23 protein-coding genes are annotated in these 24425 nt (G+C 66.0%); 11 read left to right on the top strand and 12 right to left on the bottom strand.

The genetic code is table 11. The features are described 5' to 3' along the window. The first annotated feature begins 110 nt into the window (after positions 1 to 110). The 6 genes from ACOTSS_RS11285 (at position 111) to ACOTSS_RS11260 (ending at position 7051) form a co-directional block, all read left to right on the top strand. The gene (locus ACOTSS_RS11285) at positions 111 to 1784 is read left to right on the top strand and encodes a long-chain-fatty-acid--CoA ligase (RefSeq protein WP_448688254.1); all 1674 of its coding nucleotides are present in this window, start codon (positions 111 to 113) and stop codon (positions 1782 to 1784) included. 123 nt (positions 1785 to 1907) lie between these two features. Continuing rightward, entirely contained in the window at positions 1908 to 3035 is a 1128-nt protein-coding gene (locus tag ACOTSS_RS11280; protein ID WP_448688253.1) for an alpha/beta hydrolase, read from the top strand. A 1-nt stretch (position 3036) separates the two neighbouring features. Continuing rightward, complete coding sequence (locus ACOTSS_RS11275) at positions 3037 to 4014, top strand: phosphotransferase family protein (protein WP_448688252.1); 978 nt, start codon at positions 3037 to 3039, stop codon at positions 4012 to 4014. Then, complete coding sequence (gene eno / locus ACOTSS_RS11270; RefSeq protein WP_448688251.1) at positions 4011 to 5309, top strand: phosphopyruvate hydratase; 1299 nt, start codon at positions 4011 to 4013, stop codon at positions 5307 to 5309. Before ACOTSS_RS11275 ends, eno begins: the two co-directional genes overlap by 4 nt. Then, a complete protein-coding gene (locus tag ACOTSS_RS11265) occupies positions 5306 to 6226 on the top strand; it encodes an NAD(P)-dependent oxidoreductase (protein ID WP_448688250.1) in 921 nt (306 codons plus the stop codon). Before eno ends, ACOTSS_RS11265 begins: the two co-directional genes overlap by 4 nt. Before the next feature lie 132 nt (positions 6227 to 6358). Continuing rightward, complete coding sequence (locus tag ACOTSS_RS11260) at positions 6359 to 7051, top strand: alpha/beta fold hydrolase (protein WP_448688249.1); 693 nt, start codon at positions 6359 to 6361, stop codon at positions 7049 to 7051. A gap of 115 nt (positions 7052 to 7166) precedes the next feature. Here the strand turns inward: ACOTSS_RS11260 and ACOTSS_RS11255 are convergent, their stop codons facing one another. Then, on the bottom strand, positions 7167 to 8219 hold the full coding sequence (locus ACOTSS_RS11255; RefSeq protein WP_448688248.1) for a 5-methyltetrahydropteroyltriglutamate--homocysteine methyltransferase: 1053 nt from the start codon (positions 8217 to 8219) through the stop codon (positions 7167 to 7169). 85 nt (positions 8220 to 8304) lie between these two features. Here ACOTSS_RS11255 and ACOTSS_RS11250 point away from each other — a divergent pair, with 85 nt between their 5' ends. Next, entirely contained in the window at positions 8305 to 9870 is a 1566-nt protein-coding gene (locus tag ACOTSS_RS11250) for a long-chain-fatty-acid--CoA ligase (RefSeq protein WP_448688247.1), read from the top strand. 231 nt (positions 9871 to 10101) lie between these two features. On the opposite strand, the gene ACOTSS_RS11245 is transcribed toward ACOTSS_RS11250, so the two are convergent. The 7 genes from ACOTSS_RS11245 to ACOTSS_RS11215 all read right to left on the bottom strand — a co-directional run bounded on the left by ACOTSS_RS11245 (position 10102) and on the right by ACOTSS_RS11215 (position 15670). Then, positions 10102 to 10695 carry a VOC family protein gene (locus tag ACOTSS_RS11245; protein WP_448688246.1) on the bottom strand — a complete coding sequence of 198 codons (594 nt, stop codon included), beginning with the start codon at positions 10693 to 10695 and terminating at the stop codon, positions 10102 to 10104. 17 nt (positions 10696 to 10712) lie between these two features. Further along, positions 10713 to 11330: a glutathione S-transferase family protein gene (locus ACOTSS_RS11240; protein ID WP_448688245.1), complete on the bottom strand. Its 618-nt coding sequence runs from the start codon at positions 11328 to 11330 to the stop codon at positions 10713 to 10715. Between the two features lie 47 nt (positions 11331 to 11377). Then, positions 11378 to 12304: an SMP-30/gluconolactonase/LRE family protein gene (locus tag ACOTSS_RS11235; protein WP_448688244.1), complete on the bottom strand. Its 927-nt coding sequence runs from the start codon at positions 12302 to 12304 to the stop codon at positions 11378 to 11380. Then, a complete protein-coding gene (locus ACOTSS_RS11230) occupies positions 12301 to 12948 on the bottom strand; it encodes a carboxymuconolactone decarboxylase family protein (RefSeq protein WP_448688243.1) in 648 nt (215 codons plus the stop codon). The genes ACOTSS_RS11235 and ACOTSS_RS11230 overlap by 4 nt, the downstream gene beginning before the upstream one ends. Before the next feature lie 137 nt (positions 12949 to 13085). Then, positions 13086 to 13481 carry a nuclear transport factor 2 family protein gene (locus ACOTSS_RS11225; protein WP_448688242.1) on the bottom strand — a complete coding sequence of 132 codons (396 nt, stop codon included), beginning with the start codon at positions 13479 to 13481 and terminating at the stop codon, positions 13086 to 13088. Positions 13482 to 13490: 9 nt separating this feature from the next. Then, positions 13491 to 14378, bottom strand: coding sequence for an SDR family NAD(P)-dependent oxidoreductase (locus ACOTSS_RS11220; RefSeq protein ID WP_448688241.1), 888 nt, complete (start codon positions 14376 to 14378; stop codon positions 13491 to 13493). Further along, on the bottom strand, positions 14375 to 15670 hold the full coding sequence (locus ACOTSS_RS11215) for a spinster family MFS transporter (RefSeq protein WP_448688240.1): 1296 nt from the start codon (positions 15668 to 15670) through the stop codon (positions 14375 to 14377). The genes ACOTSS_RS11220 and ACOTSS_RS11215 overlap by 4 nt, the downstream gene beginning before the upstream one ends. A gap of 104 nt (positions 15671 to 15774) precedes the next feature. On the opposite strand from ACOTSS_RS11215, the gene ACOTSS_RS11210 reads away from it, so the two are divergent. Beyond that, a complete protein-coding gene (locus ACOTSS_RS11210; RefSeq protein WP_448688239.1) occupies positions 15775 to 16542 on the top strand; it encodes an SDR family NAD(P)-dependent oxidoreductase in 768 nt (255 codons plus the stop codon). 36 nt (positions 16543 to 16578) lie between these two features. Here ACOTSS_RS11210 and ACOTSS_RS11205 read toward each other — a convergent pair whose 3' ends face one another. Beyond that, entirely contained in the window at positions 16579 to 17289 is a 711-nt protein-coding gene (locus ACOTSS_RS11205; protein ID WP_448688238.1) for a glutathione S-transferase N-terminal domain-containing protein, read from the bottom strand. Between the two features lie 85 nt (positions 17290 to 17374). Next, complete coding sequence (locus tag ACOTSS_RS11200) at positions 17375 to 19681, bottom strand: TonB-dependent receptor (protein ID WP_448688237.1); 2307 nt, start codon at positions 19679 to 19681, stop codon at positions 17375 to 17377. A gap of 132 nt (positions 19682 to 19813) precedes the next feature. Here ACOTSS_RS11200 and ACOTSS_RS11195 point away from each other — a divergent pair, with 132 nt between their 5' ends. After that, positions 19814 to 20317, top strand: a complete 504-nt coding sequence (locus tag ACOTSS_RS11195; protein WP_448688236.1) for a DUF3237 domain-containing protein — start codon at positions 19814 to 19816, stop codon at positions 20315 to 20317. Continuing rightward, on the top strand, positions 20317 to 21042 hold the full coding sequence (locus tag ACOTSS_RS11190) for a glutathione binding-like protein (protein ID WP_448688235.1): 726 nt from the start codon (positions 20317 to 20319) through the stop codon (positions 21040 to 21042). Before ACOTSS_RS11195 ends, ACOTSS_RS11190 begins: the two co-directional genes overlap by 1 nt. 231 nt (positions 21043 to 21273) lie before the next feature. On the opposite strand, the gene ACOTSS_RS11185 is transcribed toward ACOTSS_RS11190, so the two are convergent. Both ACOTSS_RS11185 and ACOTSS_RS11180 read right to left on the bottom strand, forming a co-directional pair. Further along, positions 21274 to 21978 (bottom strand): glutathione S-transferase family protein, encoded by a 705-nt coding sequence (locus ACOTSS_RS11185; RefSeq protein ID WP_448688234.1) that lies wholly within the window; start codon positions 21976 to 21978, stop codon positions 21274 to 21276. A gap of 4 nt (positions 21979 to 21982) precedes the next feature. Then, complete coding sequence (locus ACOTSS_RS11180) at positions 21983 to 23140, bottom strand: CaiB/BaiF CoA transferase family protein (protein WP_448688233.1); 1158 nt, start codon at positions 23138 to 23140, stop codon at positions 21983 to 21985. A gap of 161 nt (positions 23141 to 23301) precedes the next feature. On the opposite strand from ACOTSS_RS11180, the gene ACOTSS_RS11175 reads away from it, so the two are divergent. Beyond that, positions 23302 to 24183 (top strand): hydroxymethylglutaryl-CoA lyase, encoded by an 882-nt coding sequence (locus ACOTSS_RS11175; RefSeq protein ID WP_448691333.1) that lies wholly within the window; start codon positions 23302 to 23304, stop codon positions 24181 to 24183. Positions 24184 to 24425: the final 242 nt, after the last annotated feature.

Genomic DNA, 24425 nt, shown 5'->3' with positions numbered 1-24425 from the left:
AGCGCCAACGGCGTCACGCTAGAAGAAGGGCCGGGGCGAGGCAAGCGGAGCGGCATTGCAAAGGCAAGATACTTAGTATACTATCTTTCTCGGATGCGATAAGAGCGGGCGTGCACGACGTTGGCCGCGATGGGGAGAAACGGACCGAAATGGACGGGTTGATGCAGAATGTGCCGCTGACGGTCGACCGGATCCTCGACCATGCGGCGAACTGGCACGGCGGCCGCGAGATCGTGTCGCGTGATGCCGAGGGACGCGTCACCCGGTCGACCTATGCCGATGTTCATGCCGATGCGAAGCGCGTGTCGAATGCGCTGGCCGCCGAAGGCATCAAAGCCGGCGATCGTGTCGCGACGATGGCGTGGAACGGCGCGCGGCATCTCGCCGCCTGGTACGGCGCGGCGGGCATGGGGGCGGTGCTCCACACGCTCAACCCGCGGCTCTTCCTCGAACAGATCGCCTATATCGCGAACCACGCCGGCGACCGGCTGCTGATCGCAGACCCCGCGACCGCCGATCTGGTCAAGGAACTGCTGCCGCAGGTGCCGTCGATCGAGAAGGTGATCTTTTTCTGCGACGCTGCTTCGATGCCGAAGACCAGCTTCGATGCGGTCGCCTTCGACGACTGGATCGCGGGGCAGCCCACTGAATATGACTGGGGCGGCTTCGACGAGAATGCGGCGTGCGGCCTCTGCTATACCAGCGGCACGACCGGCAATCCCAAGGGCGTGCTCTATTCGCACCGCTCCAACTATATCCACGCGCTGATGACCCTGCAGCGCGACGCGCTCGCGCTGTCGGCGCGCGACACGGTGCTGCTCGTCGTGCCGATGTACCACGCCAATGCGTGGGGCGTGGTTTATTCGGCGCCGGCGGTCGGCGCGAAGCTCGTGCTGCCGGGGCAGCGGATGGACGGCGAGTCGATCTATAATCTGATCGAGCGGGAGGGCGTCACTTACTCGGCCGCGGTGCCGACGGTGTGGCAGATGCTGCTCCAGTACATGCAGGAGAATGGCAAGCGTTTCACGACGCTGCAGCGCGTGACGATCGGCGGCTCGGCGTGCCCCGAATCGATCATCCGGACCTTCCGCGACGATTATGGCGTCGATGTCATCCAGGGCTGGGGCATGACCGAAACCTCGCCGCTCGGCACGGTGTCGGTGCCGAGCGCGTCGGTGGCGGCGAAGTCCGACGCCGAGCAGATGGCCTACAAGCTCAAGCAGGGGCGGTTGCTCTGCGGGCTCGAGATGAAGCTGGTCGACGATGCCGGAAGCCGCCTGCCGCACGACGGCAGGACGCCGGGCCGGCTGATGATCAAGGGGCCGACGATCGCGGCGGGCTATTTCGGCGGCGAGGGCGGCGACGTGCTCGACGAAGAGGGATTCTTCGACACCGGCGACGTCAGCACGATCGACGCCGAAGGCTATATGCAGATCACCGACCGCGCCAAGGATGTGGTGAAATCGGGCGGCGAGTGGATCAGCTCGATCGAGATCGAGAACATCGCGATGGGGCACGAGGCGGTCGCCAACGCGGCGGTCGTCGGCGTCGCGCATCCGAAATGGGACGAGCGGCCGATCCTGCTGTGTCAGCTCAAGGATGGCGCCCGCGCCTCTGCCGACGACCTCAAATCATTCCTCGACGGAAAGATCGCGCGCTGGTGGATGCCCGACGATGTGCTGTTCGTCGATGAAATCCCGCTCGGCCCGACGGGCAAGATCGACAAGAAGGCGATCCGCGCGGGGCTGGAGGGGTATAAGCTGCCTTTTGAAGTGACCCGCTAATATGTTCGCCACGCTCGTCATCCCGGACTTGATCCGGGATCCATTCATCCAGCGTCGAGAGAATAGATCCCGGATCAAGTCCGGGATGACGATGATGAGATATGACAATCAGGAGAGAGACTAATGAACCCCAACGGCATCGAAGGACTGGACGCGCAATTCATCGGCCGCGTGTCGCCGACCGCGCCGCGCATTCAGGCGGGCGGGCATCCCTGCCAGGGCATCTATTGGACCGAGGCGGGCAAGCGCCCGAAGGTCGCGATCATCGCTACCCATTACAATGTCGACTTCTCCGAACATTATATCGCGCCCTATTTTGCCCGTCAGGGCTTCGGCTTCCTCGGCTGGAACACGCGCTATCGCGGCGTCGAGGACCAGTTCCTGCTGGAACATGCGGTGCTCGACATCGGCGTCGGCATGAAGTGGCTCAAGGAAGAGGCGGGGGTCGAGCAGATCGTCATCCTCGGCAATTCGGGCGGCGGCTCCTTGATGGGTGCCTATCAGGCTGAGGCGATCGCGCCCACCTTGACCGACAGACTGCCCTCGGTGGGACAGGATGCGCTGGCGAACCTCGTGAAGGGCGACCTCTACATCAGCTTCAACGCGCACCAGGGGCGGCCCGAAGTGCTGACCGACTGGATGGACGCGTCGGTGGTCGACGAGAATGATCCGACGCTGACCGACCCCGAACTCGACCCGTTCAATCCCGACAATGGCCCGCCCTACTCGGAAGACTTCATCGCCAGATATCGCGCCGGCCAGCGCGCGCGCAACCAGCGGATCACCGACTGGGCCAAGGCCGAGCTGAAGCGCCTCAACGATGCCGGCATCCCCGACCGCATCTTCCCGATGTTCCGCTGCTGGGGCGACATCCGCTGCGTCGATCCGGCGATCGATCCCTCGGACCGCAAGCCCAACTGGTGCTATCGCGGCGACCCCGCGATCGCGAACCGTACGCCGAGCATCGGCCGCGCCAATACGATCAAGACGTGGCTCAACATGTGGAGCCTCGAAACCTCGCCGTGCCAGGGGCAGCCGCATCTCGCCAAGCACGACACGCCCGCGCTCGTCGTGCAGGGGACGGCCGACACCGGCGTCTTCCCGAGCGACGCGCGCAAGATCTTCGACTTCCTCGGTTCGGCCGACAAGAAGCTCGAACTGATCAAGGGTGCGCATTATTTCGAAGACTCGATCGAGGAACGCCAGAACGCCGCCGACCTCGTCGGCGCGTGGATCCGGGAGAAGCTGTGAGGTGACGGTGGACGCCGGCATCATCGAAGGATTGCGCGGCGCCGGTCTGGCAGGCGAGGGCGATATCGTCCTCGAGCCGCTGACCGGCGGCGTGTCGTGCGATGTGTGGAAGGTCGAGACGCCTTCGGGACCGATCGTCGTCAAGCGCCCGCTGCCGCAGCTTCGCGTCGCGGCCGAATGGCTGGCGCCGGTCGAGCGTGGGACGAGCGAGGTGCGCTGGCTCAAGCGCGCGCGCGGCGTCGATCCGCGCATCGCGCCCGAGGTGCTTGCCGAACTGCCGGGCCACGCCTTCGCGATGCGCTTCCTCCCCGGTTGTCCGGTGTGGAAGGACGAGCTGATGGCGGGCCATGTCGATCCCGCCTTCGCCGCGCAGGTGGGGCAGGGGATCGCCGCGGTCCACGCCGCGACTGCAGATAATGATAACGACCGCGCCGCCTTTCCCAACGACGATATGTTCCGCGCGCTGCGCGTCGACCCCTTCCTGTTCCATGTTGCGCGACGGGACAGCGAACTGGCGCCCGCGCTGACTGCGCTCGCCGACGATCTCGTATCGCGCAAGATCGCGCTGGTCCACGGCGACGTCAGTCCCAAGAATATCCTCGTCAGCGCCGATGGCCCGGTGTTCCTCGACGCCGAATGCGCGGTCTATGGCGATCCGGCCTTCGACCTCGCCTTTTGCGCGACGCATCTGCTGCTGAAGGCCGTGTGGTCCGGCGACGCGCGGCTGAGCGAAGCGGCTGCCGCGCTGGTTGCCGCCTATCGTGCGGGGATCGACTGGGAAGATGCCGACGGCGTGCTGCTGCGCGCGGGCAAGCTTGCCGCCGCGCTGCTTCTGGCGCGGGTCGAGGGCAAGTCGCCAGCGCCCTATCTTACCGACCCCGGCCACAAGCGCATCGTGCGCGATCAGGCGCGGGCGCTGATCCGGGCGCCGTCGCCGCTCGGCGAACTTGCCGCCAACTGGAAAAGGACTCTCCCATGACTTCGCGTATCGCCTCCGTCACCGGCCGCCAGCTCTGGGATTCGCGCGGTCGGCCCACTGTCGAGGCCGAGGTCGTGCTCGAATCGGGCGCGGTCGGCCGCGCCATCGCCCCCGCCGGCGCCTCGCGCGGCGCGCATGAGGCGATCGACCTGCGCGACGGCGGCGAAGCGTTTGGCGGCTTTGGGGTCAATGGCGCGGTCGCGGGGATCGGCGCTGAGATCGCGGGCGCCATCGCGGGCATGGATGCGCGCGATCAGGCTGGAGTCGACCGCGTACTGTGCGACCTCGACGGCACGCCGAACAAGGCGCGGCTCGGCGCCAATGCGGTGGTCGCGGTGTCGATGGCGGTGCTCCACGCCGCCGCGGCCGATGCGCGCGAGCCGCTGTGGCGCTATCTGGCGGGCGGGCGCAAGGTGCGCGTGCCGCTTCCCGAAATCCAGATCTTCGGCGGCGGCGCGCATGCGGGGCGGCGGACGGATGTGCAGGATTTCATGGTCATGTGCCCGAAGGCGGGCAGCTTTCGCCGCGCGCTCGAAATCACCGACGATGTCTACCGCGCCGCGGGCAGGCTGATGGAAGCGAAGGGTCCGCTGTCGGGGGTCGCCGACGAGGGCGGCTGGTGGCCGAATTTCGATTCCAACGAGGATGCGCTCGACACGCTGACGAAGGCGATCGAGGCCAGCGGCCACCGTGCGGGCGAGGAGGTGTTCATCTCGCTCGACATCGCCGCGAATGAGCTGGGCGATGCGTCGGGTTATAGCCTCGCGCTCGATGACGGCCGCCTGACCAGCGAGGAGATGGCGGCGCGGATCATCGAATGGGCGAGGCGCTATCCGATCCTCTCGATCGAAGACCCGGCGGGGCAGGACGACTGGACGGCGATGGCGGCGGTGACCGCGGCGATCGGCGACAAGGTCCAGATTATCGGCGACGATGTGCTCGTGACCAACGCGACGCGCGTCGCGCGCGCGGGCGACGCCGCCGTGTGTAACGCGGCGCTGATCAAGGTCAATCAGGTCGGCACGGTGACCGAGGCGAAGGCCGCGCTCGACGCGGCGGTGGCGCGCGGCTGGGGCGCGATCGTCTCGGCGCGCTCGGGCGAGAGCGAGGACGTCACCATCGCGCACCTCGCGACCGGCTGGGACGCCGGGCAATTGAAGGTCGGAAGCTTCACGCGCTCGGAGCGCATGGCGAAGTGGAACGAGATGCTGCGGATCGAGGAAATGATGGGCGCCGACGCGGAGTTCGCCGGCTTCTCGGCTTTCGCCGGTCCGATTGGCCGGGTGACCGCATGATCGTCCTCCACGCCCGGCCGAGCCCAGGTTTCCGCGAAGCGGTCGACACGATCTTCGGCCCCGGCGTCGTCGTGCATGTCGATGAGGCGGCTTCGCTCGACGAAGTGGCGCCCGAGATCAGCATACTGCTTCATGTGCTGACGCCGGTGACGCCCGAGTTCATCGCCTCGGCGCCGAAACTGAAGCTGATCCAGAAGCTGGGCGTCGGGGTGAACACGATCGCGCTCGACGCGGCGCAGGGTCACGGCGTCGCGGTGTGCAACATGCCCGGCACCAACAGCCAGGCCGTTGCCGAGATGGCGCTGTCGCTGATGATGGCGGTGCTGCGGCGCACCTGCTTCTTCGACGCGCGGACGCGTGCGGGCGAAGGGTGGACCGCCGATCCGTCCGAGCTCGACGGTGTCGGCGAGGTGGCGGGGCGGACCGTCGGGCTCGTCGGTTTCGGTCATTCGGCGCAGTTGCTGGCACCGGTGCTCGCCGCGCTGGGGGCGAAGGTCGTCTACACGGCGCGGAGCGCGCGCGACGTTCCCTATGACTATTGGCCGCTCGATCGGTTACTGGCGGAAAGCGATATCGTGTCGCTGCATATCCCGCTGACCGACGAAACACGCGCATCGATCGATCCCTTCGCCATGAAGAAGGGTGCGGTGCTGGTGAATACGGCGCGTGGCGAGCTGGTCGATCAGGAGCGGCTGGTCGATGCGCTGGCATCGGGTCATTTGCGCGGAGCGGGACTCGATGTCTTCGCCGAAGAACCGCTGCCGCGCGGCAATCCGCTGCTCGGCCTGCCCAATGCGGTGCTGGCGCCGCATATCGCCTGGCTGACGCCCGAAACGCTCGTGCGCAGCCTGTCGGTTGCAAGGGAAAATTGCCGTCGCCTCGCCGCGGGCGAGGCGCTTCTTCATCAGGTAGTCTAGAGATTTGCCCCTTGCCGTCATTGCGAGGAGCGTAGCGACGAAGCAATCTCCAGCTATCGGCCTCGCGCAGAACCGATAGCTGGAGATTGCTTCGCTTCGCTCGCAATGACGAAGAAATTAGGATTTGCTCAAATGACTCTCCCCATCGTTCTCATCACCGGCCAGCTTCTGACCGAGGCCGTGTGGCAGCCGCTACTCGACGCGTGGGCCGACCGCGAGGTGATCGTCGCGGACAATCGCGGCGACGACACGATCGAGGGCTTCGCGCAACGTCTGCTCGACAATGCGCCGCCGAAATTCGTGCTGATCGGTCATGCGATGGGCGGCTTCGTGGCCTTTGAGGTCATGCGCCGCGCCGCCGGGCGCGTCGCGAAGCTGGCCTTGATCTCGACGCTCGCTTCGGCCGACGGCCCGGCGCAGACGGCGCGGCGGCAGGGCTATATCGACCTCGTCGAGAGCGGTAATTTCGACCAGGTTGTCGAAGAGCGCATCCCGATCCTCTTCCCCGAAGAAAAACGCAGCGACGAGCGCCTGCTCGGCATCGCGCGCCGGATGGCGGCCGACACCGGCGCCGACACCTTTCTCGCGCAGCAGCGCGCGATCATGGCGCGCATCGACAGCCGCCCGCGGCTCGGCGAGATTGCGGTGCCGACGCTGCTGATCTGGGGTGAGAGGGACGGCATCACCAGCCGCGCGCATCACGACGAGATCGCGGAGGCGATTCCGGGTGCGCGGCTGGAAGTCGTATCCGGAGCGGGGCATTTGCCGACGGTCGAGGCGCCCGAGAGGGTGGTGTCACTGCTGACAGGCTTTATCGATCGATAACCTTCGTCATTGCGAGCGCAGCGAAGCAATCTCCAGCTATCAGCCTTGCACAATGCCGATAGCTGGAGATTGCTTCGTCGCTCCGCTCCTCGCAATGACAAGGAGGTTTGGAGAGCTATTTCAGTTCCGCCCTCACAATCGCCGCGCCGTCGACCATCGCCTTCAGCTTCGCCTGCGAATGTTCGCGGCTGTGGTATTTCATGCCGCAGTCGGGCGCGATCCACAGCCGTTCGGCGTCGACGTAACGCAGCGCGTCGCGAATGCGGCCCGCGACGACCTCGGGGGTTTCGACCTCGGGAATCGACAGGTCGAGCACGCCGTACATGATCGTCTTGGTCGGCAGCTCGGCGAGAATCGACGGGTCGAGCCCCGGCTGCGCGGCTTCGATGGAGATGACGTCGATATTCGAGGCTTCGAGCTCGGCGAGGAAATCATAGGCCTTGGGCTTCGGTCCCGTCGTGCCCGCGCCGTGGTGCACCATCGCATAGCCGAAGCAGATGTGGAGCGCGGTCGTGCCGTCGACCCCGTCGAGCGCGCGGTTGATGGCCTCGATCGCATAGGCGCCCGCGGCGTCGGCGCGCGCCTGCAGATAGGGTTCGTCGAGCTGGACGACGTCGACCCCCGCCGCGAACAGGTCTTTCACCTCGGCATTCACCGCGTCGGCATAGTCCATCGCGAGGGCCCGTGCGTCGGGATAATAGCCATTCTCCGCTTGCTGCGTCATCGTGAACGGGCCGGGGAGGGTGAGCTTGACCGGCTTCGTCGAATGACGGCGAAGGAAGGCGGCATCCTGCGCCTCGATCGGCGCGACGCGGCGGATCGGGCCCGAGACGAGCGGCACCGGGTTGGCGTTGCCGGTGCGGTCGATCGCGGTGCCGTGCTTTTCGGTGTCGATCCCCGACAGGGCGGTCGCGAGCCGGTTCGAATAACTTTCGCGCCGCATCTCGCCATCGCCGACGATGTCGATGCCGATTTCTTCCTGGTCGCGGATCGCCATCAGCGTCGCCGCCTCCTGCGCTTCGGCAAGCCAGGATTCGGGGATGCGCCACAGCGTCTCCGCACGCACGCGCGGCGGCAGACTCGCCTTCAGCCGCTCGCGGTCGATCAGCCAGTCGGGTTGGGGGTAGCTTCCGACGATCGTCGTGGGCAGGATGGGATGGTCGAACAAGGCTGATCCTCTCGAATTTTGGGGCTGGTCAGTATTTACTTAGTATTCTATCTAATTCAAGCGAAACAGACGGTGGGAGAGCGAAATGATCGATCTGGATGCCATCAGGACGCTGGCCGATATCCCGGCGGCGCAGGCGCGCGCGCGCGGCGATGCGATCGCCGTCAAGTTCGGGACGCGCGAAACAAGCTTCGCCCAGCTCGATGCGCGGTCGAACCGCGTCGCGAATGCGCTGATCGCGTCGGGCGTGGTTCCGGGAGATCGCGTCTCGGTGCTCAGCAAGAACCACGACGCCTGGTATCCGCTCTTCTTCGGGACCGCGCGGGCGCGCGCCTGCCTCGCGCCGGTCAACTGCCGGCTCGCAGCGGGTGAGATCGCCTTCATTCTCGGCGATGCGGCGCCCAGGCTGCTGTTCGTCGGCGAGGATTTCTTCGACATCGCGCTCGCGGCGGTCGCGGACCTCGACAGTCCGCCGCGGCTGATCGCGCTCTATGGCGCGCATCCGGGGTTCGAGAGCTTCGATGCGTGGCTGGGCGACGCGCCCGCTACGCCGCCCGCCGACGAGCCGCAACTCGGCGACGACGTGCTTCAGCTCTATACCAGCGGCACGACCGGGCGGCCGAAGGGGGTGGTGCTCGCGAACAAAAACTACCGCCGCTTCCTCGAAATGGCGACCGAGGTCGACGGCTTCGCTTATGGCGAGGACGAGACGGTGATGATCGTCATGCCGCTGTTTCACGTCGCGGGAACCAATGTCAGCTTTTCGGGCCTCGCGCAGGGCGGGCGGCTGGTGCTGGTCAAGGATTTCGCAGCGCCCGACGCGATCCGCATGATGAACGAGGAACGGGTCGCGCACGCCTTCCTCGCGCCCGCGATGATCCAGATGATGCTGCAGCAGCCCGAGGCGGCGGGCGGCGATTATTCGCAGCTCCGTTCGATCGCCTATGGCGCCTCGCCGATCGCCGAGGATGTGCTGCGCCGCGCGCGGACGACCTTCGGCTGCGACTTCGTGCAATTCTATGGCATGACCGAAAGCTCGGGCGGCGGCTCCTATCTGTCGCCCGCGGCACACGACCTGCCGGGCAAGCTCACCTCGTGCGGCCAGCCGTGGCCGGGGACCGAGATGGCGATCCTCGATGGCGCGGGGCGGGCGATGGGCGACGGCGAGATCGGCGAGATCGCGATCCGCGGCGACATCGTGATGAAGCAATATTGGAACCGGCCCGAGGCGACCGGGGAGACGGTGGTCGACGGCTGGCTGCACACCGGCGACGTCGGCTATCGCGACGCCGACGGTTTCTATTTCGTCCACGACCGGATCAAGGACATGATCGTGTCGGGCGGCGAGAATGTCTATCCGGCCGAGGTCGAAAGCGCGATCATGGGCTGCCCCGGCGTGGCCGACGTCGCGGTGATCGGCATCCCCGACGAGCGTTGGGGCGAGGCCGTGAAGGCGCTGATCGTGCCCGCCGCCGGCGCGGCTCCCGATCCGGGCGAGGTGATCGCCTGGGCGCGCGAGCGAATCGCGGCTTACAAGGCGCCCAAGAGCGTTGATTTCATCGACGCGCTACCGCGCAATCCGTCGGGCAAGGTGCTGCGGCGCGAATTGCGCGCGCCCTATTGGGAAGGCCGCGATCGCGCGGTGGGGTAGGGATAGGTCGGTTTGGCGTGGGGAGCGGGCATTCCCCTTCTTTCGTCATCCCGGACTTGATCCGGGATCCATTCACGCAGCGCTTGAGCCAATGGATCCCGGATCAAGTCCGGGATGACGATTAAAATGACGTCGCCTAACGCCCGCACCCGGCCAAATCCGGTCGCCGCCTTCGTACAAAAAAAGCCCGGCGCGAACGCCGGGCCCCAGGGGTCTTCTCGGAGGAGAAACCTATTCTGCCGGAACCGGTGCCCGGCCGGTGATCATGCCTTCGGCCTTTGTACCATCGGCCCGGACGGGGTCATGCGCGATGTCGCGTTCGTCGAGGGCCCGCGTCCACGCCGCGAACTCCAGGCAGACACCGTCGGGGTCGAAGAAATAGACCGAGCGGACATAGACGTCGTCGTTCATTTCGGGCGACGACTGGGTCGGCGAATTGTCGTGGTTGAGGATCGGCGTTACTTCGACGCCCTTGTCGACCAGCCGCTGGTAATATTCGTCGAATTTCTCGGCGCGGACGTTGATCGCGATATGGTTCATCGAACCATGCGCCGACACGAAGCTGCCCCGGGTCGGCAGCGCCGCGGGGGCCGACACGCCCGGCGCCGCCTCTGGCGCATTCGGGAACCAGAAAAAGGCGAGCGCATCGCCGTTGCCGATGTCGAAGAAGAAATGCTGGCCGCGCCCGCCGGGCAGGTCGATCGTCTTGGTCAGCGGCATGCCGAGGATGTCGCGATAGAATTCGACCGTCTTGGCCATGTCCTTGCACACGAGCGCCAAATGGTTGACGCCGCAAAATTCGAACTCGCTATTCGTCTCTGCCATCATCCGTCTCCTTTGTCTTAGCTTGGGTTGGCGCTGGGCCGGGCCTTCATGCCCTCGTACCAGCGCAGGATATTGCCATTGGCGGGGTCGAGCGACTGTCCCACGCCCGCCCCGAAATCGAGGAATGCGAAGAGCAGGATATCCGCGAGGCTGATCCGGTCGCCGGCGACGAATTCGCGGTCGGCGATCAGCGGATCGAGCCATTTCAGCCCGTCCTGAGCGACCGCCTTCAGTCCCGCCGCCGCTTCGGGCAAACAGCGCATCCGCGCCTCGAACAGCGGCAGCCCCTCGGCGAAGCGGAAGCCGTTGGTGAGCGGCTCGCAGATCTTGAGGTCGACGCGGCGCGTCCACATCCGCGTCACCGCGCGTTCCTCCGGCGTCGCGCCGATGAGAACGGGGTCGGGAAAGCGCTCTTCCAGATATTCGCAGATCGCGGTGATCTCGGTGAGAATGGAGCCGTCGTCGAGTTCGAGCGCGGGAGTCTGACCCGCGGGATTGACGTCGACGTTGTAGGGCGCGCGCCGGTTCTCTCCGCCTCGAAGGTCCACCGCGACCTCGGGAATGCTGATCCCCTTTTCCGCCATGAACAGCGCCACGACGCGGGGGTTAGGGCCAACGCTATTGTAAAATTTCATCCTGTCCTCTCGCGAGTCTCTATAGTCATTTCCATGCCAATTGTCAATTAAATTGACGATTGATTCAGGCGAAGCCCCGGTCGCGGCCAGCGCACGCGATAGAGCGTTCCCGTCGTCGACGCGGTGATATAGGCGTCGCGCCGGTCGATGCCGCCGAAGGCGATGTTGGTGATGCCGATGTCGGGCAACGGCAGGAAATCCGGCGGGCCGCCGTCGGGATCGAAGATGGTGATCCCGCCCTCGACCATCGTGCCGACGCAGATGCGGCCGCTTTCCTCGACCGCCAGGCTGTCGAGCAGGCGAAAGGCGGGCGGCGTGCCGACGAAGCGTCCGGGCGCCCACGGCGGCGGCGGGGCGAGTTCGCCCGGCGCGACGACATCCATCGCCCAGACGCGCGCGGTCATCGTCTCGCTGACATAGAGCGTCCGGCCGTCGGGCGAGAGGCCGATGCCGTTCGGCCCCATCACCTCGGCGCGCTGGCGGGTGATATGCGAACCGTCGGCCTTCGCGTAATAGATCGCGCCATGATCGCGGCCGCTGGCGCGCACCTGCCCGTGATCGGTGAACCAGAAGCCGCCTTCGCCATCGAAGACGATGTCGTTCGGGCCCTTGAGCGTTTCGCCCTCGAATCCGTCGTAGAGCGTCGTCACCGTGCCCGTGGCGAGGTCGACGCGCTGGATCGAGCCGCAGGCGTTTGCGTTCGCGGCATGGCCGGGGAAGAGCAGGGGGCCGGCCTCGACCCACTGGAAGCCGCCGTTGTTGCAGACATAAGCGGCACCGTCGGGGCCGATCGCCAGCCCGTTCGGTCCGCCGCCAAGCTCGGCGACGATCGACAGGCTGCCGTCGGCCGCGACGCGGGTCAGCGTGCCGCGTGCGATCTCGACGAGCAGCACCGACCCGTCGGGCATCGGCACCGGCCCTTCGGGAAAGCGGAGGCCCGTTGCGACGACCTCGGGCGCGCCGAAGCCGCTCATTCGGATTTCGGTCGCGGCGCGCTGAGGAAGTCGGCGGCGTTGAAACCTTCGGGCGCCGCGATCTCGACGATCGGGTCCTCGCGCGCGTCATATTCCATGCGCAGCGCGCGGGTGATCACCGCATGCATGTCGTAAAGGCAGGTGATGTAGGTGAATTCGAAGATCTGCTCGTCGTTCCAGAAGGTCTTGAGCTTGTCGAACACCTCGAGCGGCACGCGCCCGCCGGCCTGGCTGAGGCAGTCGGCGTAGGCGAGCACCGTGCGTTCCTGCTCGTCGTAGCAGTCGGCGACGGTCCAATAGGGGATGCCCGCGATCTTCTCCTCGCTGACGCCAAGACCGCGGAGCGACTTGCAATGCTGCGAAAAGACGAACTGGCTGCCCTTCACCCAGCCGGCACGCGTCTGGCCGAGCTCGCGCAGGACCGGGTCGATCGTGCGGGCGGGGTTGCGATAGACCGCGAAGCCCTTGACCGCATGTTCGAAAATGTCGGGCGACAGCGCGAAAACGGTCCACCAGTCCCCGGGCGTGCCGGTCGCGGTGCCGGGCTCGGCGACCGGATCGCGGTCGCCGAACAGGCGGTTGTAATAGGCGGTGACGGTCTCGTCGGTGACTTCGGAACGGGGAACCTGGCGCAGAACGGGCATGGGGGACTCCTGAGAAACGATTGAATTTCAGTGCCTCGTCATTGCGAGGAGCGAAGCGACGCGGCAATCCAGAGTGGCGTAAACCGCTCTGGATTGCTTCGCTTCGCTCGCAATGACGATTACTTGGTTCACCGTCATCATACGTTCGCGAACTTGCGGAATTCGACGACGTGCGCCGAATCGAAATATTCGTCGAGGCGGGTGATCTTGCCATTTTCGACCTTGCAGACGATCGCGCAGGGCAGGCGAACCTCGCCATCGTCGTGGACGCGCCTGCCCTTCAAAACATGCTGTTGCACGAAGCCGCCGGGAAAGGCGGTGAGCTGGCGTTCGGCATATTCGCGGTCCTTGATCCGCGCGACCATGCCGGTCAGCGTTTCCGCGGTCTGCGCGGGGGTGACGATCTTTTCGTCGGTGTTGTGCCATATCTCGGCATCCGGGGTGAAGCTGCCGAGCATCGTCTCGATATCGCCCGCCTCGATCGCGTCGAAAAATCGTTTCGCCATGTCGCGGATATCATTCTCTTCGGCCATGTCTCTCTCCTAGTGTTTCGCGCCGAACATGCGGCCGCCATTGGCCGCGATCAGCCCGTCGATATCGTCCCCCTTGTACCCCGGATCGGCTGACTGCCCGAACGCCGACAGCATATCCTGCGTCATCCGTTCGGCCATCGCCTTCCATTCGGGGTGGGTGAAGATCCAGTAATCGCCATTCTCGATCGCCTGCGCGACGCGTTCGCCGATCCTGTCGGGCGACATGCCGCCTGCGAGGACGCCCTGCATCGCCTGGCTGGTGGCAGCCGCCTTGCCGACTTCCTGGTCGACCGGGCGAAGATCGCGCGTCGTCTCGACGATCCGCGTCGCCGACATGCCGGGCATCAGCACCGAAATGTCGACGCATGTGTCGGCAAGTTCGTTGCGTAGCGCCATCGCGATGCCCAGCGTCGCATATTTGGAGCTGATATAGGCGACCGAAATCGGCGGCGGCACGATCGCGACCATCGACGAAGTGATGACGAGGTGACCCCGCTCGCCGCTCGCCTTCATGTCGCCGAGGAAGGTACGGCAGGCATAGAGGTGGGCGTGCGCGTTGACGGCATAATTCCAGCGCCAGACGTCGGTGTCATACTGCTCGAACGGTCCCGACCCGCCGCCGACCCCGGCATTGCTGAACAGGATGCGCACCGGCCCGAAATCGCGCGCGGCGGTGCCGGCCTTCGCCCAGCTCGCTTCGTCGGTGACGTCGAGCTGGAGGCCGAGCGTATCGGCGCCTTCGCCGCGGAGCGTTTCGGCCGCCGCGATGGCGCCGGCGCCGTCGATATCGGCCAGGATGATACGCGCGCCTTTCGCCGCCAGGGCGCGCGCGGTCGCAAGGCCGATCCCGCTCGCGCCGCCGGTGATGAAGGCCGTCCTTCCGTTCACCTCGGTCATTCGGCGAAATCCCGTTCGAGATGACGCGTCATCGCGAACTGCGCGAGACCGGCGGCGACCGCGAAGGGGATGATCGTCATCAGCGCCCAGCGCAGGCTTTCGTCGCCGTGCCCCGGCTTGAGCGCGTCGCTGACGACGCCGATGAACAGCGGGCCGAGCCCCAGGCCGACGATGTTGAACATCAGCATCAGCACCGCTGCCGCGGTCGCGCGGCTGCGCGGCGGCGTCAGATTCTGGACCAGCGCCAGCGCGGGGGCAACATAGGCGGTGCACGCCGCCATCGGGATCAGCATCAGCGCAAGCGAGAGCTGCCATGTGTCGACGAGCAGCGCGGCGATGAAGGTTGGGATCAGCACGGCGGTCGCGAGCGCGGGGATCGATCCATAGGCGCGCGGCGAACGCTTCGCGGCGTGGCTGACCAGCCAGCCGCCGCCGAGGATGCCGATACCGAAGGTGATGCCGGCGGCGGGGGCGAACCAGGTGGCCATCGCGTCGAGCGGCATGCCCTGCGTCCGCATCAGGAAGGCGGGGATCCAGTTGAGCATGCCATAGCTGACGAAGGCGGCGAGGCCGCTGCCGATCATCACCATGCGCAGCGACGGGCGGCGGACGAACATCGCGAGGCTCTGCGCGAAGGGCAGGGCTTCGTCGGCGGGCCTGTGCGCGTCCATCGCGCCGCGCGCGGGCTCGCGCACCAGCCAGATCAGCAGCGGCGCGACGATGACGCCGACCACCCCGATGACCAGAAAGGCGTTGCGCCAGCCGATGTTCGCCGCGGCCCACGCGCCGAAGGCGGCGCCGACGAAGACGCCGAACGGGCCGTTCAAGGTGAAGAGGCCGATCGCGAGCGGGCGCTGCGCCGATGGGTAGAGGTCGGCGATCACCGACAGCGACGGCGCGGTGCCGCCGGCCTCGCCCGCGCCGACGCCGAAGCGCATCAGTGCCAGTTGCCAGAAGTTCGAGACCATGCCGCACGCGGCGGTGAAGCCGCTCCACACGACGCAGGCGATTCCGATCAGCTTCACCCGGTTCCAGCGGTCGGCGATCATCGCGACGGGCACGCCCATCGCGGCATAGAAGAGCGCGAAGGCGAGGCCGGTGAGTAATCCGAACTGGGTATCGCTGAACTGCATCTCGGCCCGGATCGGCTCGACGAGTACGGACAATAGCTGGCGGTCGACGAAGTTGATCGTGCCGACGAGAAACAGCATCGCGAGCGCGAGGTTGCGCCGGACGGCGAGCGAACGGTCCGACGGAATCGTGCCTCCATCCACGGTGGTGGCCTGCGTCATGTCTCTCCCCAAATCGGCGATTCTTCGCGTCCGAAAATACTTAGGTATTTAAGTTTATCTGTCAACGTGCTTTACGGTCTTCACAAGATGGACGGGAGAGAGCGATGGATATCAATGGCAAGCGAGCGATCGTCACCGGATCTGCTGGCGGTATCGGACGTGCGACGGCGGTGATGCTGGCCGCGCGCGGGGCGGCCGAGGTCGCGCTGGTCGACATCAAGGAAGCGGCGCTCGCCGAAACCGCGCGGCTGGTCGAGGCCGCGGGCGCCCGCGCGAGCGTGCACGCGCTGGACCTGTCCGATATCGATGCCACCGAAGCCTGGTTCCGCGCGCATGGCGACGTCGACATCGTGCACAATAACGCCGGAGTAGTATCGGGCCTGCCGCAATTTCCCGATGTCGATGCGGCGCGGATACGCTGGATCGTCGATGTCAACGTCACTTCGCTGATCGCCGCGACGCAGATCGCGATCCAGGCGATGCGGCAGCGCGGCGGCGGGGTGATCGTCAACACCGTCTCGACGGTTGCGCTCGGCACCGGATTCTATGACGCGATGTATGCCACCACCAAGGCGGCGGTGATGATGTTCACGCGTTGCTGCGCGTCCCTGAAGGAGGAATGCAATGTCCGCGTGGCGGGCATGCTGCCGGGGCTGGTCGACACCCCGATCCTCGACACGACCGGCGCGGGCGGCAAGTCGGAGTGGATGAAGGCAGTGCTCGCGAACAACGAGGCCTGCGCGCCCGAAGACATCGCCGCGGGGGTCATGGCGCTGATCGAGGACGACAGCCTGGCGGGCGGCGATTGGCTCGCGGTGCGGCGGCTGAACGGAAAGGTCGACTATCAGTGGGGGCACGCCGACACTATTTGACCCATTCCCCTCCTGCCGGCGGGAAGGAAGAGACCGTCACCGCGTCGGCGCTTCCAGCATATTCTTCCCGAACAGGTTCGACCATTGCTCGTCGGTCAGCACCGGGCGCGCGCTCGACAGGTTGGCAGCGTTCTGGACGTCGGTGCCCGCGATCACCGCGGGGCGCTCGCCGATGCGCGCGAACCAGTCGGCGACCGCGGGATAGTCGTCGAGCGTCAGCCCGATCGCGCGGATCGCGCGCGTCCACGGCCAGCATGCGATGTCGGCGACCGAATATTCCTCGGCCAGATAATCGGCCTCGCGCAGCCGCCCGTCGAGGACGTGGAGCAGACGCAGCGTTTCGCCCCGATAGCGTTCGACCGGATAGGTCTGCCCCTCGGGCGCGTAGCGGATGAAGTGGTGGGCCTGGCCCTGCATCGGACCGAAGCTCGCCATCTGCCACATCAGCCATTGCTGCGCCTGACTCCGGCGCCGCGGGTCGGCGGGGAGCAATCGTCCGCTCTTTTCGGCGAGATAGAGCAGGATCGCGCCGCTCTCGAACACCGGCAGCGGGGCGCCGCCGCCGATCGGATCATGATCGACGATCGCGGGCAGTCGGCCATTGGGGTTGATGCGGCGATATTCGGGGGTCAGATGATCGCCCGCGAGCATGTCCATCTTCAGCAGCCGGTGCGGTAGCCCGACCTCCTCCAGCATGATCGACACTTTGTGCCCATTGGGGGTGGGAGTGAAATAGACGTCGATCATCGGAAGTCCTCCGCAAGGATCGGGGCGGCCGTCGATACCCTCCGATCGCGGAAAGCGTCGATGGCGGCCGCCCCGAGGGACATCGTCAGAATTTGAACCCGGCCTCGACCGAAATATTGCGGGTGGGTTCGAGGTAGAGGATCGCGCGCGATACCGGCGTGATCGGGAAGGGGAGGCGGAAGGCGCTGCCGGTCGTGAGCTGGTTGGTCAGGTTCTTGCCGACCAGCGCGAGGTGCCAGCCTTCGTTCTGATCCGACAGCTGGACGCGCAGATCGAGCTTCACATAACCCTTCTGAACCCCGAAGATCGGGCTCTGGTCGTCGGAGTCGAAATATTTCGAGCGGCCCGACGCGACGCCGGTTACGTCGAGCTTCAGGTCGTTGGCGAATTCGACGCGGCCATGCGCGGTGACGCTGCCGGTCCATTTCGACGTATAGGCCGGGCTGTAGCCCGCGAGATTGTTGGTCGCCGGGGTGCAGCCGGTTTGCGACGCAAGGCAGGCCGCGCCCGGATAATCGTCATATTTGATATCCTGATAGGCGCCCGACGCGGTGATGTCGAAGTTGCGGAACGGGAAAAGGCTGAGCGATCCCTCGATCCCCTTCGACGTCGCGCTCGCAGCGTTGCCGGTCAGATAGCTCGAGGATTCGGGCTGATAGACCGAGACCTGCAGATCCTTGAACTCGGTGTGATAGGCCGACAGGTTGGCGACCACCGCGCCGCCCGCCAGCGTCGACTTGATGCCCGCTTCATAGTTGGTCGAGCGTTCGGGTTCGAAGGTGAAGGTCGCATCCCGCGTACCCAGCGTGTTGCTGACGAAGCCGCCCGACTTCGATCCGCGGCCATAGGTCGCATAGACCATGACGCGCGGCGCCACGTCATATTGCAACGTGACCGAGGGGTCGACATTGCCCTCGCTGATCGACCCCACGGCGCTGGTGATCGGGCGGAGCGGGAAGGGTTGCCCGTTGAGCCCGTTCGAGGCGTGGACGAGCGTCGTGTCGAAGGTGCCGTCCTTCTTCGTATGGCTGTAGCGCAGGCTGCCGATGACGCGGAACGCGTCGCTGATGTTGAGCGTCCCCTGGCCGAACACCGACCAGCTTTCGGCCTTCTGCCGGAAGATGCTGTCGATGCGCGCATAATAGGGGCCGTCGAAGATCGGGATGCGCGGATCGGTCGGCGTGGCGCCCGGAATATCGATGAACAGGTCGGGGAGGTCGAACCCCTGATATTGCTGCAGCGTATAATCCGAACGGTCGTAATAGGCACCCGCAATGAACTCGAAAGTGCGGCCGGTCGGCGACAGGATGCGCAGTTCCTGCGAGAATTGGTCGAAACGTTCGGGGAAGCTGTTGTAGACCGAATTGTTGGTCACCGCGCCGCCGCCCGGGATCGTCTGGTCGAAGCCGTTGACGATGTTCGCGTTGAACCATGAATAGCCGGTGACCGAGGTCAGCGTATAGTCGCCGAGCGCGATGTTACCCGTGCCCGACACCATCACCGATTCGGTCTGGGTACCCTCGTCGCCGAGTGCCGAGCGTTCGAGATAGCGCCTCGTGTGCGGATCCTGCGGCCCGGTGAGCGGGCTCGACACGGTGATGCCGCCGATGACGTCGCGGTTCGCATATTCGGCCTTCACCGTATAGTCGAAGTCGCTCGACGGCTCCCATTTCAGCGTCAGGCGCGCGAGCTGCTGGCGCACCTCGGGATCGTCGTGGTTGGTCGCCAGATTGCGGATATAGCCGTCCTGGTTGACGATCTTGTAGGCGAGGCGCGCGCTCAGCGTGTCGCTGAGCGGACCCGAAATATAGCCCGAGACGTCGATGCCCTTGTGGTCGAAATTATAGAGCGCGGTGAAGGCGCCTTCGGGGGTGCTCGTCGGGCCCGCCGAAACGACGCTGACCGCGCCCGCCGCGGTGTTCTTGCCGAACAGCGCGCCCTGCGGGCCGCGCAGAACCTCGACGCGCGCGAGGTCGAAGAAGGGCGCCTGCGCCTGGCGCGAGCGGCCGGCATAGACGCCGTCGACATAGAGCGACACCGACTGGTCGAAGGCGAAGTTCGCCGGCGGCGAGCCGAAGCCGCGGATATAGATGACGTCGTTGCCCGCGGTCGACTGGACGAAGACGTTCGGCGTGTAGTTCATCACCGCCTTGATGTCGTTCGAGTTGAATTCGGCAAGCTTCTGGCCGCTGACGACCTCCATCGAGATGGGCACGTCCTGCAGGCTCTGCTCGCGCTTCTGCGCGGTGACGATGATTTCGTTGCCGCCGCCGCTGTCGCTCGCCGCCGCCGCATCGCCTTCGTCGCTCGCTTGCGCGAACGCCGGCACGGCATAGGACGTCATCGCGGCAATCGCCGCGCCCGACAGCAGAAGATGATTCAGAGCCTTCATTTGCACCCTCCCATTGAGCGATTCCGTCGACGGTCGCGGGAGGCGCCGAAGCGGCTCCATCCGTCAATCTGATTGACCCTTAGTATACTAATGGTTTTATACTTGTCCATAGTCTTGGAAGGAGGATTCAGCATGACCCAGCAAGTTTCGGCACCGGTTCCGCCCGCGCTCGAAAGCCGCCACCTCTGCACCGTCGAATTCGACGTAAGTGGCGGAATTATCGCGATCGGGGCGTCGCCCTTCGGCGAACAGCGCGTCGGCTATGTCACCGGCGGACGCATATCGGGCCCGCGGATCAGCGGAGAAGTCCTGCCCGGCGGCGGCAACTGGCCGCGCTCGGGGCGACTCGGCGACGCCGCTGTGGGGACCTTCGACGCGCGCGCGGTGTGGAAGACCGACGAGGGCGACCTCATCTATCTGACCTATACCGGGCGCAGCCTGATCCCCGACGATGTCCGCGCGCTGTTCGCCGATCCCGCGAAGCCGCCCGTCGATCCGTCGCGCTATTATCTGCGCATCGCGGCGGTCTTCGAGACCGCGAGCGAAACATACCGCTGGCTCAACGGCACGCTGGCGGTCGGCGTCGGCGAGGTCACGAGCTTCGGGGTCCGGCACGTCTTCCATGAGGTCGGCTGATGATCGACCTTCATTATTCGGCGACGCCGAACGGCCAGAAGATCGCGATCATGCTCGAAGAGATCGCCGAGCCCTACCGCGTGATTCCCTACGACATATTCGAGGGTGATCAACTCACCGCCGAATTCGGACGCATCAATCCGAACCACAAGCTGCCGGCGATCGTCGACCGAGGCCCGGCGGGTGGCGGCGATCCGGTCACCGTGTTCGAATCGGGTGCGATCCTGCAATATCTGGCCGAGAAAAGCGGACGCTTCCTGCCCGCATCGGGCGCGCCGCGTGCGGCGGCGCTGTCGTGGCTGACGTGGCAGGTCGCGGGGCTCGGCCCGATGGGCGGGCAGGCGAGCCATTTCCTGCGCTATGCGCCCGCCGGGCAGGATTATGCGATCGAGCGCTATACCAGGGAACTCAATCGGCTGCTCACCGTGCTCGAACGGCAGCTGGAAAAGAGCGCCTATGTCGCCGGCGACGATTATACGATCGCCGACATGGCGATCTGGCCCGGCCGCGCCTCGGCCTTCGTCATGGGGATGGGGCTCGACGAATGGCCGGCGATGCACCGCTGGTTCGAACGCATTCGCGCGCGGCCTGCGGTCGAGCGCGCCATGAACCGCGAGGATCTGAAGGCGCCGGCGAAATATGTCGGGCGGCATCAGGCGCTGGATGACAAGGAATGGTCGAACATGTTCGGCGATGCGAACCATGCGGCAGTAAAGGGGGATTGAGGCCGGGGGTCTGGTTTCGACCGGAAGCGGCCATAGGCAGAGAGAAAGCCCCTCCCCTTCAGGGGAGGGGTTGGGGTGGGGTCTATCGGCCTTGCGCAAGGCCGATAGACCCCACCCCACTCCGACTAGGCAGCAAGCTGCCAAGTCTACGTTGCCCCTCCCCTGAAGGGGAGGGGCTTATCGGGACGCAACGTCCGCTCACCACCCCAAAGCCGCCATTCAGCAGTCGCCTCAACGCTTCACATGCTGCCGGTCGCCCCACAGGATCGCGCGATGCTCGTCGGTGAAGCCGGTCAGCCCGCCTTCGATCGTCTCGGCGCGCGCGACGCCGACCTGCATGCCCTCGGCGACCGCGGGGCGGGCGAGCATCGCGGCGCCCCACCGCTCGACATTGGGGAAACGTCCCGCCTTGTCGACGAGCTGGCGGCGCAGATAGGGCAGGGTGGCCATGTCGGCGACCGTATATTCGTCGCCAGCGAGCCACTCGGTCTCGCCGAGCCTCTTGTCGAGCACCATCATCAGCCGGTCGACTTCGCGCGAATAGCGTTCGATCGCATAGTCGTGCCGGTCCTTGGCATAGTGAGTGAAATGCGCCTCCTGCCCGAACATCGGGCCGACGCCCGAGACCTGAAACATCAGCCACTGCCAGCAGATCGCGCGCTTCACCGGATCGGCGGGCAGGAAGCGCCCGGTCTTTTCGGCAAGATAGAGCAGGATCGCGCCGGTTTCCCACAGCACGAAGCCGGGGCCGTGCGGTCCCTCGTCGTCGACGATCACCGGGGTCTTGTTGTTCGGGTTGAGCGCGAGGAATTCGGCGGTCAGCTGATCGCCCGCAAGGATATCGACCGGCTCCAGCCGCCATTCGAGCTCCATTTCGAGGAGCGCGATCGCGATCTTGCGCGCATTGGGGGTCGGGCCGCCGTGGAGGGTGATCATCGCCCTATCCTTCGCGGCCGAGCCAGCGTTTCAGGACGTCGGCGCTGTCCTGCCCGACGCGGAGCGGGGCGGGGCGGCGGATACTGCCGGGGGTTCCGGACAGCTTGGGGAAGATGCCCTGCATCCGGATCTCGCCCAGCTCCTCGTCGGGGACGGTGACCAGCGCCTCGCGTGCGGCGAAATGCGGGTCGGAAAGCATGTCCTCGGCATCATAGACGCGGCCTGCGGGAACCCCGGCCTCGACCATCTTGGCTTCCAGCTCGTCGATCGTCAGCGCCTTCGTCCATTCGCCGATCAGCGCGTCGAGTTCCTCCTGCCGCGCGCCGCGGGCGCGATGCGTCGCATAGCGTTCATCGGTCGCGAGCTCGGGGCGTCCCATCGCCGCGGCGAGGCGCGCGAAGACGCCGTCCTGGTTGGCGCCGATCAGATATTCGCCGTCGCGGCACGGATAGACGTTCGACGGCGCGATGCCGGGCAGGGTCGATCCGGTGCGCCGGCGCTTGGTCCCGCTCGCCGAATAATCCGACACCGTCGATTCCATCACTTGCAACACCGCCTCGTAGAGCGCGGAGTCGACGATCTGGCCTTCGCCCGCTTTGCCGCGATGATGGAGGGCGGCGAGTGCCCCCATGCAGCCGTAGGTCGCGGCGAGCGTGTCGCCGATCGACACGCCCATGCGCGCGGGCGGCAGGTCGGGATAGCCGACGATGCCGCGCCAGCCGCCCATCGCCTCACCGATGCCGCCGAAGCCGGCGCGCGCTGAATAGGGGCCGGTCTGGCCATAGCCCGAAACGCGCACGACGATCAGGCCCGGGTTGGCCTTGCGCAGATCGGCGGGGTCGAGATTCCATTTCTCGAGCGTACCGGGGCGGAAATTCTCGATGAGGATGTCGGCCTTCGCGATCAGGTCGCGCGCCAGCTGCTGGCCCTCTTCGCTGCGCAGGTCGACCGCGACCGAATATTTGTTGCGCGCGATGACGCGCCACCAACTCGGCTTGTCGCCCTGGCCCCAGTGGCGCATCTGGTCGCCGGTGCCCGGCGGTTCGAGCTTGACGATCTCGGCGCCCATGTCGCCGAGCAGCTGGCCGCAGAAGGGGCCCGCGATGAGCTGTCCCATCTCGACCACCCTGATGCCGTCCAGCGCTCCCCCATGTGTCGTCATTGCGTTCCTTTCGGTGCCCAAGCCGGTCTATGAAGCCTGTCGCGGCGATTGGCATCAACTCTTGTGGCCATGATATACTTAGAATGCTATGTAATTTTCAACCGGCAAATTGGTTCGAACGAAAACGGAAGTGCGAAATGGCGGAAAATCGAAGGGTGGAAATGGTCGAAGTCGGCCCGCGCGACGGGCTGCAGAATGAATCGGCGATCGTCGCGACCGCGGACAAGGCCGCGCTCGTCCGCCGCGCGATCGGCTATGGCGCGCGGCGCATCGAGGTGACGAGCTTCGTCAACCCGAAGAAGGTGCCCCAGCTTGCCGATGCCGACGAACTGGTGGCGTTGCTGCCCGACCGCGACGACGTCACCTATATTGGGCTGGTGCTCAACCGCCGCGGCGCCGAGCGCGCGCTCGCGACCGGGCGGATCGACGAACTCGGCGCGGTGTGCGTGACGAGCGACAGCTTCGGCATCCGCAACCAGGGGCAGTCGTCGGACGAATCGCTCGCGGCGGCCATGGAGATCGTGGGAATGGCGAGGGCGGCGGGGCGGAGCGGGCAGATCACCATCGCCACCGCCTTCGGCTGCCCGTTCGAGGGCGAGGTGGCCTTGGCCCGCGTCGTCGAAATGGCGAAGCGCGCCGCCGATGCGGCCCCGCGCGAAGTCGCGCTCGCCGATACGATCGGCGTCGGCGTGCCCGCGCAGGTCGCGGAAATGGTGGGGCGGGTCGCCGAGGCGATCGCGCCGCTGCCGGTGCGCGTGCATTTCCACAATACGCGCGGCACCGGCCTCGCCAATGTCTGGGCCGCGGTGGGAGAGGGGGCGGCGACCGTCGATGCGTCGCTCGGCGGGCTCGGCGGATGCCCGTTCGCGCCGGGCGCGGCGGGCAATGTCGCGACCGAGGATGTCGCCTATATGCTGGAGCGCAGCGGCGTCTCGACCGGCCTCGCGCTGCCTGCGGCGGTCGAGGCAGCGCACTGGCTGACGGGCGTGATGGACCGTCCCCTGCCGGCGATGGTCAGCCGGGCGCCCGCTTTTCCAGGCTGATTGCCGGCCTTTCATCGTTTTATTTTGCTGCGCCCGGCGTGCAGCATTTTTGCACCATCGACATCGCAATCGTATGCACGCCGCATTGACAAAGGGAACGTTATCAATTAGTGAACGTTCACATAAGACGAATGCCGCCGAAATGAGCGGCTGACATTGGGGAGGATAGGGGTGCAGGCATCTCAAAAGCGTTGGTTCGCCAGCTTGCTCGTCGGTACGTCGGTATGCTCGCTGACGGGCTT

The organism is Sphingopyxis sp. NJF-3, from assembly GCF_053514865.1.
This window is presented reverse-complemented; position numbering and strand designations above follow the sequence as displayed.

Excerpts from the sequence above, each read along its gene's own strand:
- ACOTSS_RS11250 (WP_448688247.1), top strand. The coding sequence starts at position 8,305 with ATGATCGATCTGGATGCCATCAGGACGCTGGCCGATATCCCGGCGGCG.
- ACOTSS_RS11245 (WP_448688246.1), bottom strand. The coding sequence starts at position 10,695 with ATGGCAGAGACGAATAGCGAGTTCGAATTTTGCGGCGTCAACCATTTG.
- ACOTSS_RS11240 (WP_448688245.1), bottom strand. The coding sequence starts at position 11,330 with ATGAAATTTTACAATAGCGTTGGCCCTAACCCCCGCGTCGTGGCGCTG.
- ACOTSS_RS11180 (WP_448688233.1), bottom strand. The coding sequence starts at position 23,140 with ATGACGACACATGGGGGAGCGCTGGACGGCATCAGGGTGGTCGAGATG.
- eno (WP_448688251.1), top strand. The coding sequence starts at position 4,011 with ATGACTTCGCGTATCGCCTCCGTCACCGGCCGCCAGCTCTGGGATTCG.
- ACOTSS_RS11195 (WP_448688236.1), top strand. The coding sequence starts at position 19,814 with ATGACCCAGCAAGTTTCGGCACCGGTTCCGCCCGCGCTCGAAAGCCGC.
- ACOTSS_RS11225 (WP_448688242.1), bottom strand. The coding sequence starts at position 13,481 with ATGGCCGAAGAGAATGATATCCGCGACATGGCGAAACGATTTTTCGAC.
- ACOTSS_RS11260 (WP_448688249.1), top strand. The coding sequence starts at position 6,359 with ATGACTCTCCCCATCGTTCTCATCACCGGCCAGCTTCTGACCGAGGCC.
- ACOTSS_RS11185 (WP_448688234.1), bottom strand. The coding sequence starts at position 21,978 with ATGATCACCCTCCACGGCGGCCCGACCCCCAATGCGCGCAAGATCGCG.
- ACOTSS_RS11220 (WP_448688241.1), bottom strand. The coding sequence starts at position 14,378 with ATGACCGAGGTGAACGGAAGGACGGCCTTCATCACCGGCGGCGCGAGC.
- ACOTSS_RS11210 (WP_448688239.1), top strand. The coding sequence starts at position 15,775 with ATGGATATCAATGGCAAGCGAGCGATCGTCACCGGATCTGCTGGCGGT.
- ACOTSS_RS11205 (WP_448688238.1), bottom strand. The coding sequence starts at position 17,289 with ATGATCGACGTCTATTTCACTCCCACCCCCAATGGGCACAAAGTGTCG.
- ACOTSS_RS11280 (WP_448688253.1), top strand. The coding sequence starts at position 1,908 with ATGAACCCCAACGGCATCGAAGGACTGGACGCGCAATTCATCGGCCGC.
- ACOTSS_RS11230 (WP_448688243.1), bottom strand. The coding sequence starts at position 12,948 with ATGCCCGTTCTGCGCCAGGTTCCCCGTTCCGAAGTCACCGACGAGACC.
- ACOTSS_RS11235 (WP_448688244.1), bottom strand. The coding sequence starts at position 12,304 with ATGAGCGGCTTCGGCGCGCCCGAGGTCGTCGCAACGGGCCTCCGCTTT.
- ACOTSS_RS11175 (WP_448691333.1), top strand. The coding sequence starts at position 23,302 with ATGGTCGAAGTCGGCCCGCGCGACGGGCTGCAGAATGAATCGGCGATC.
- ACOTSS_RS11215 (WP_448688240.1), bottom strand. The coding sequence starts at position 15,670 with ATGACGCAGGCCACCACCGTGGATGGAGGCACGATTCCGTCGGACCGT.
- ACOTSS_RS11200 (WP_448688237.1), bottom strand. The coding sequence starts at position 19,681 with ATGAAGGCTCTGAATCATCTTCTGCTGTCGGGCGCGGCGATTGCCGCG.
- ACOTSS_RS11190 (WP_448688235.1), top strand. The coding sequence starts at position 20,317 with ATGATCGACCTTCATTATTCGGCGACGCCGAACGGCCAGAAGATCGCG.
- ACOTSS_RS11265 (WP_448688250.1), top strand. The coding sequence starts at position 5,306 with ATGATCGTCCTCCACGCCCGGCCGAGCCCAGGTTTCCGCGAAGCGGTC.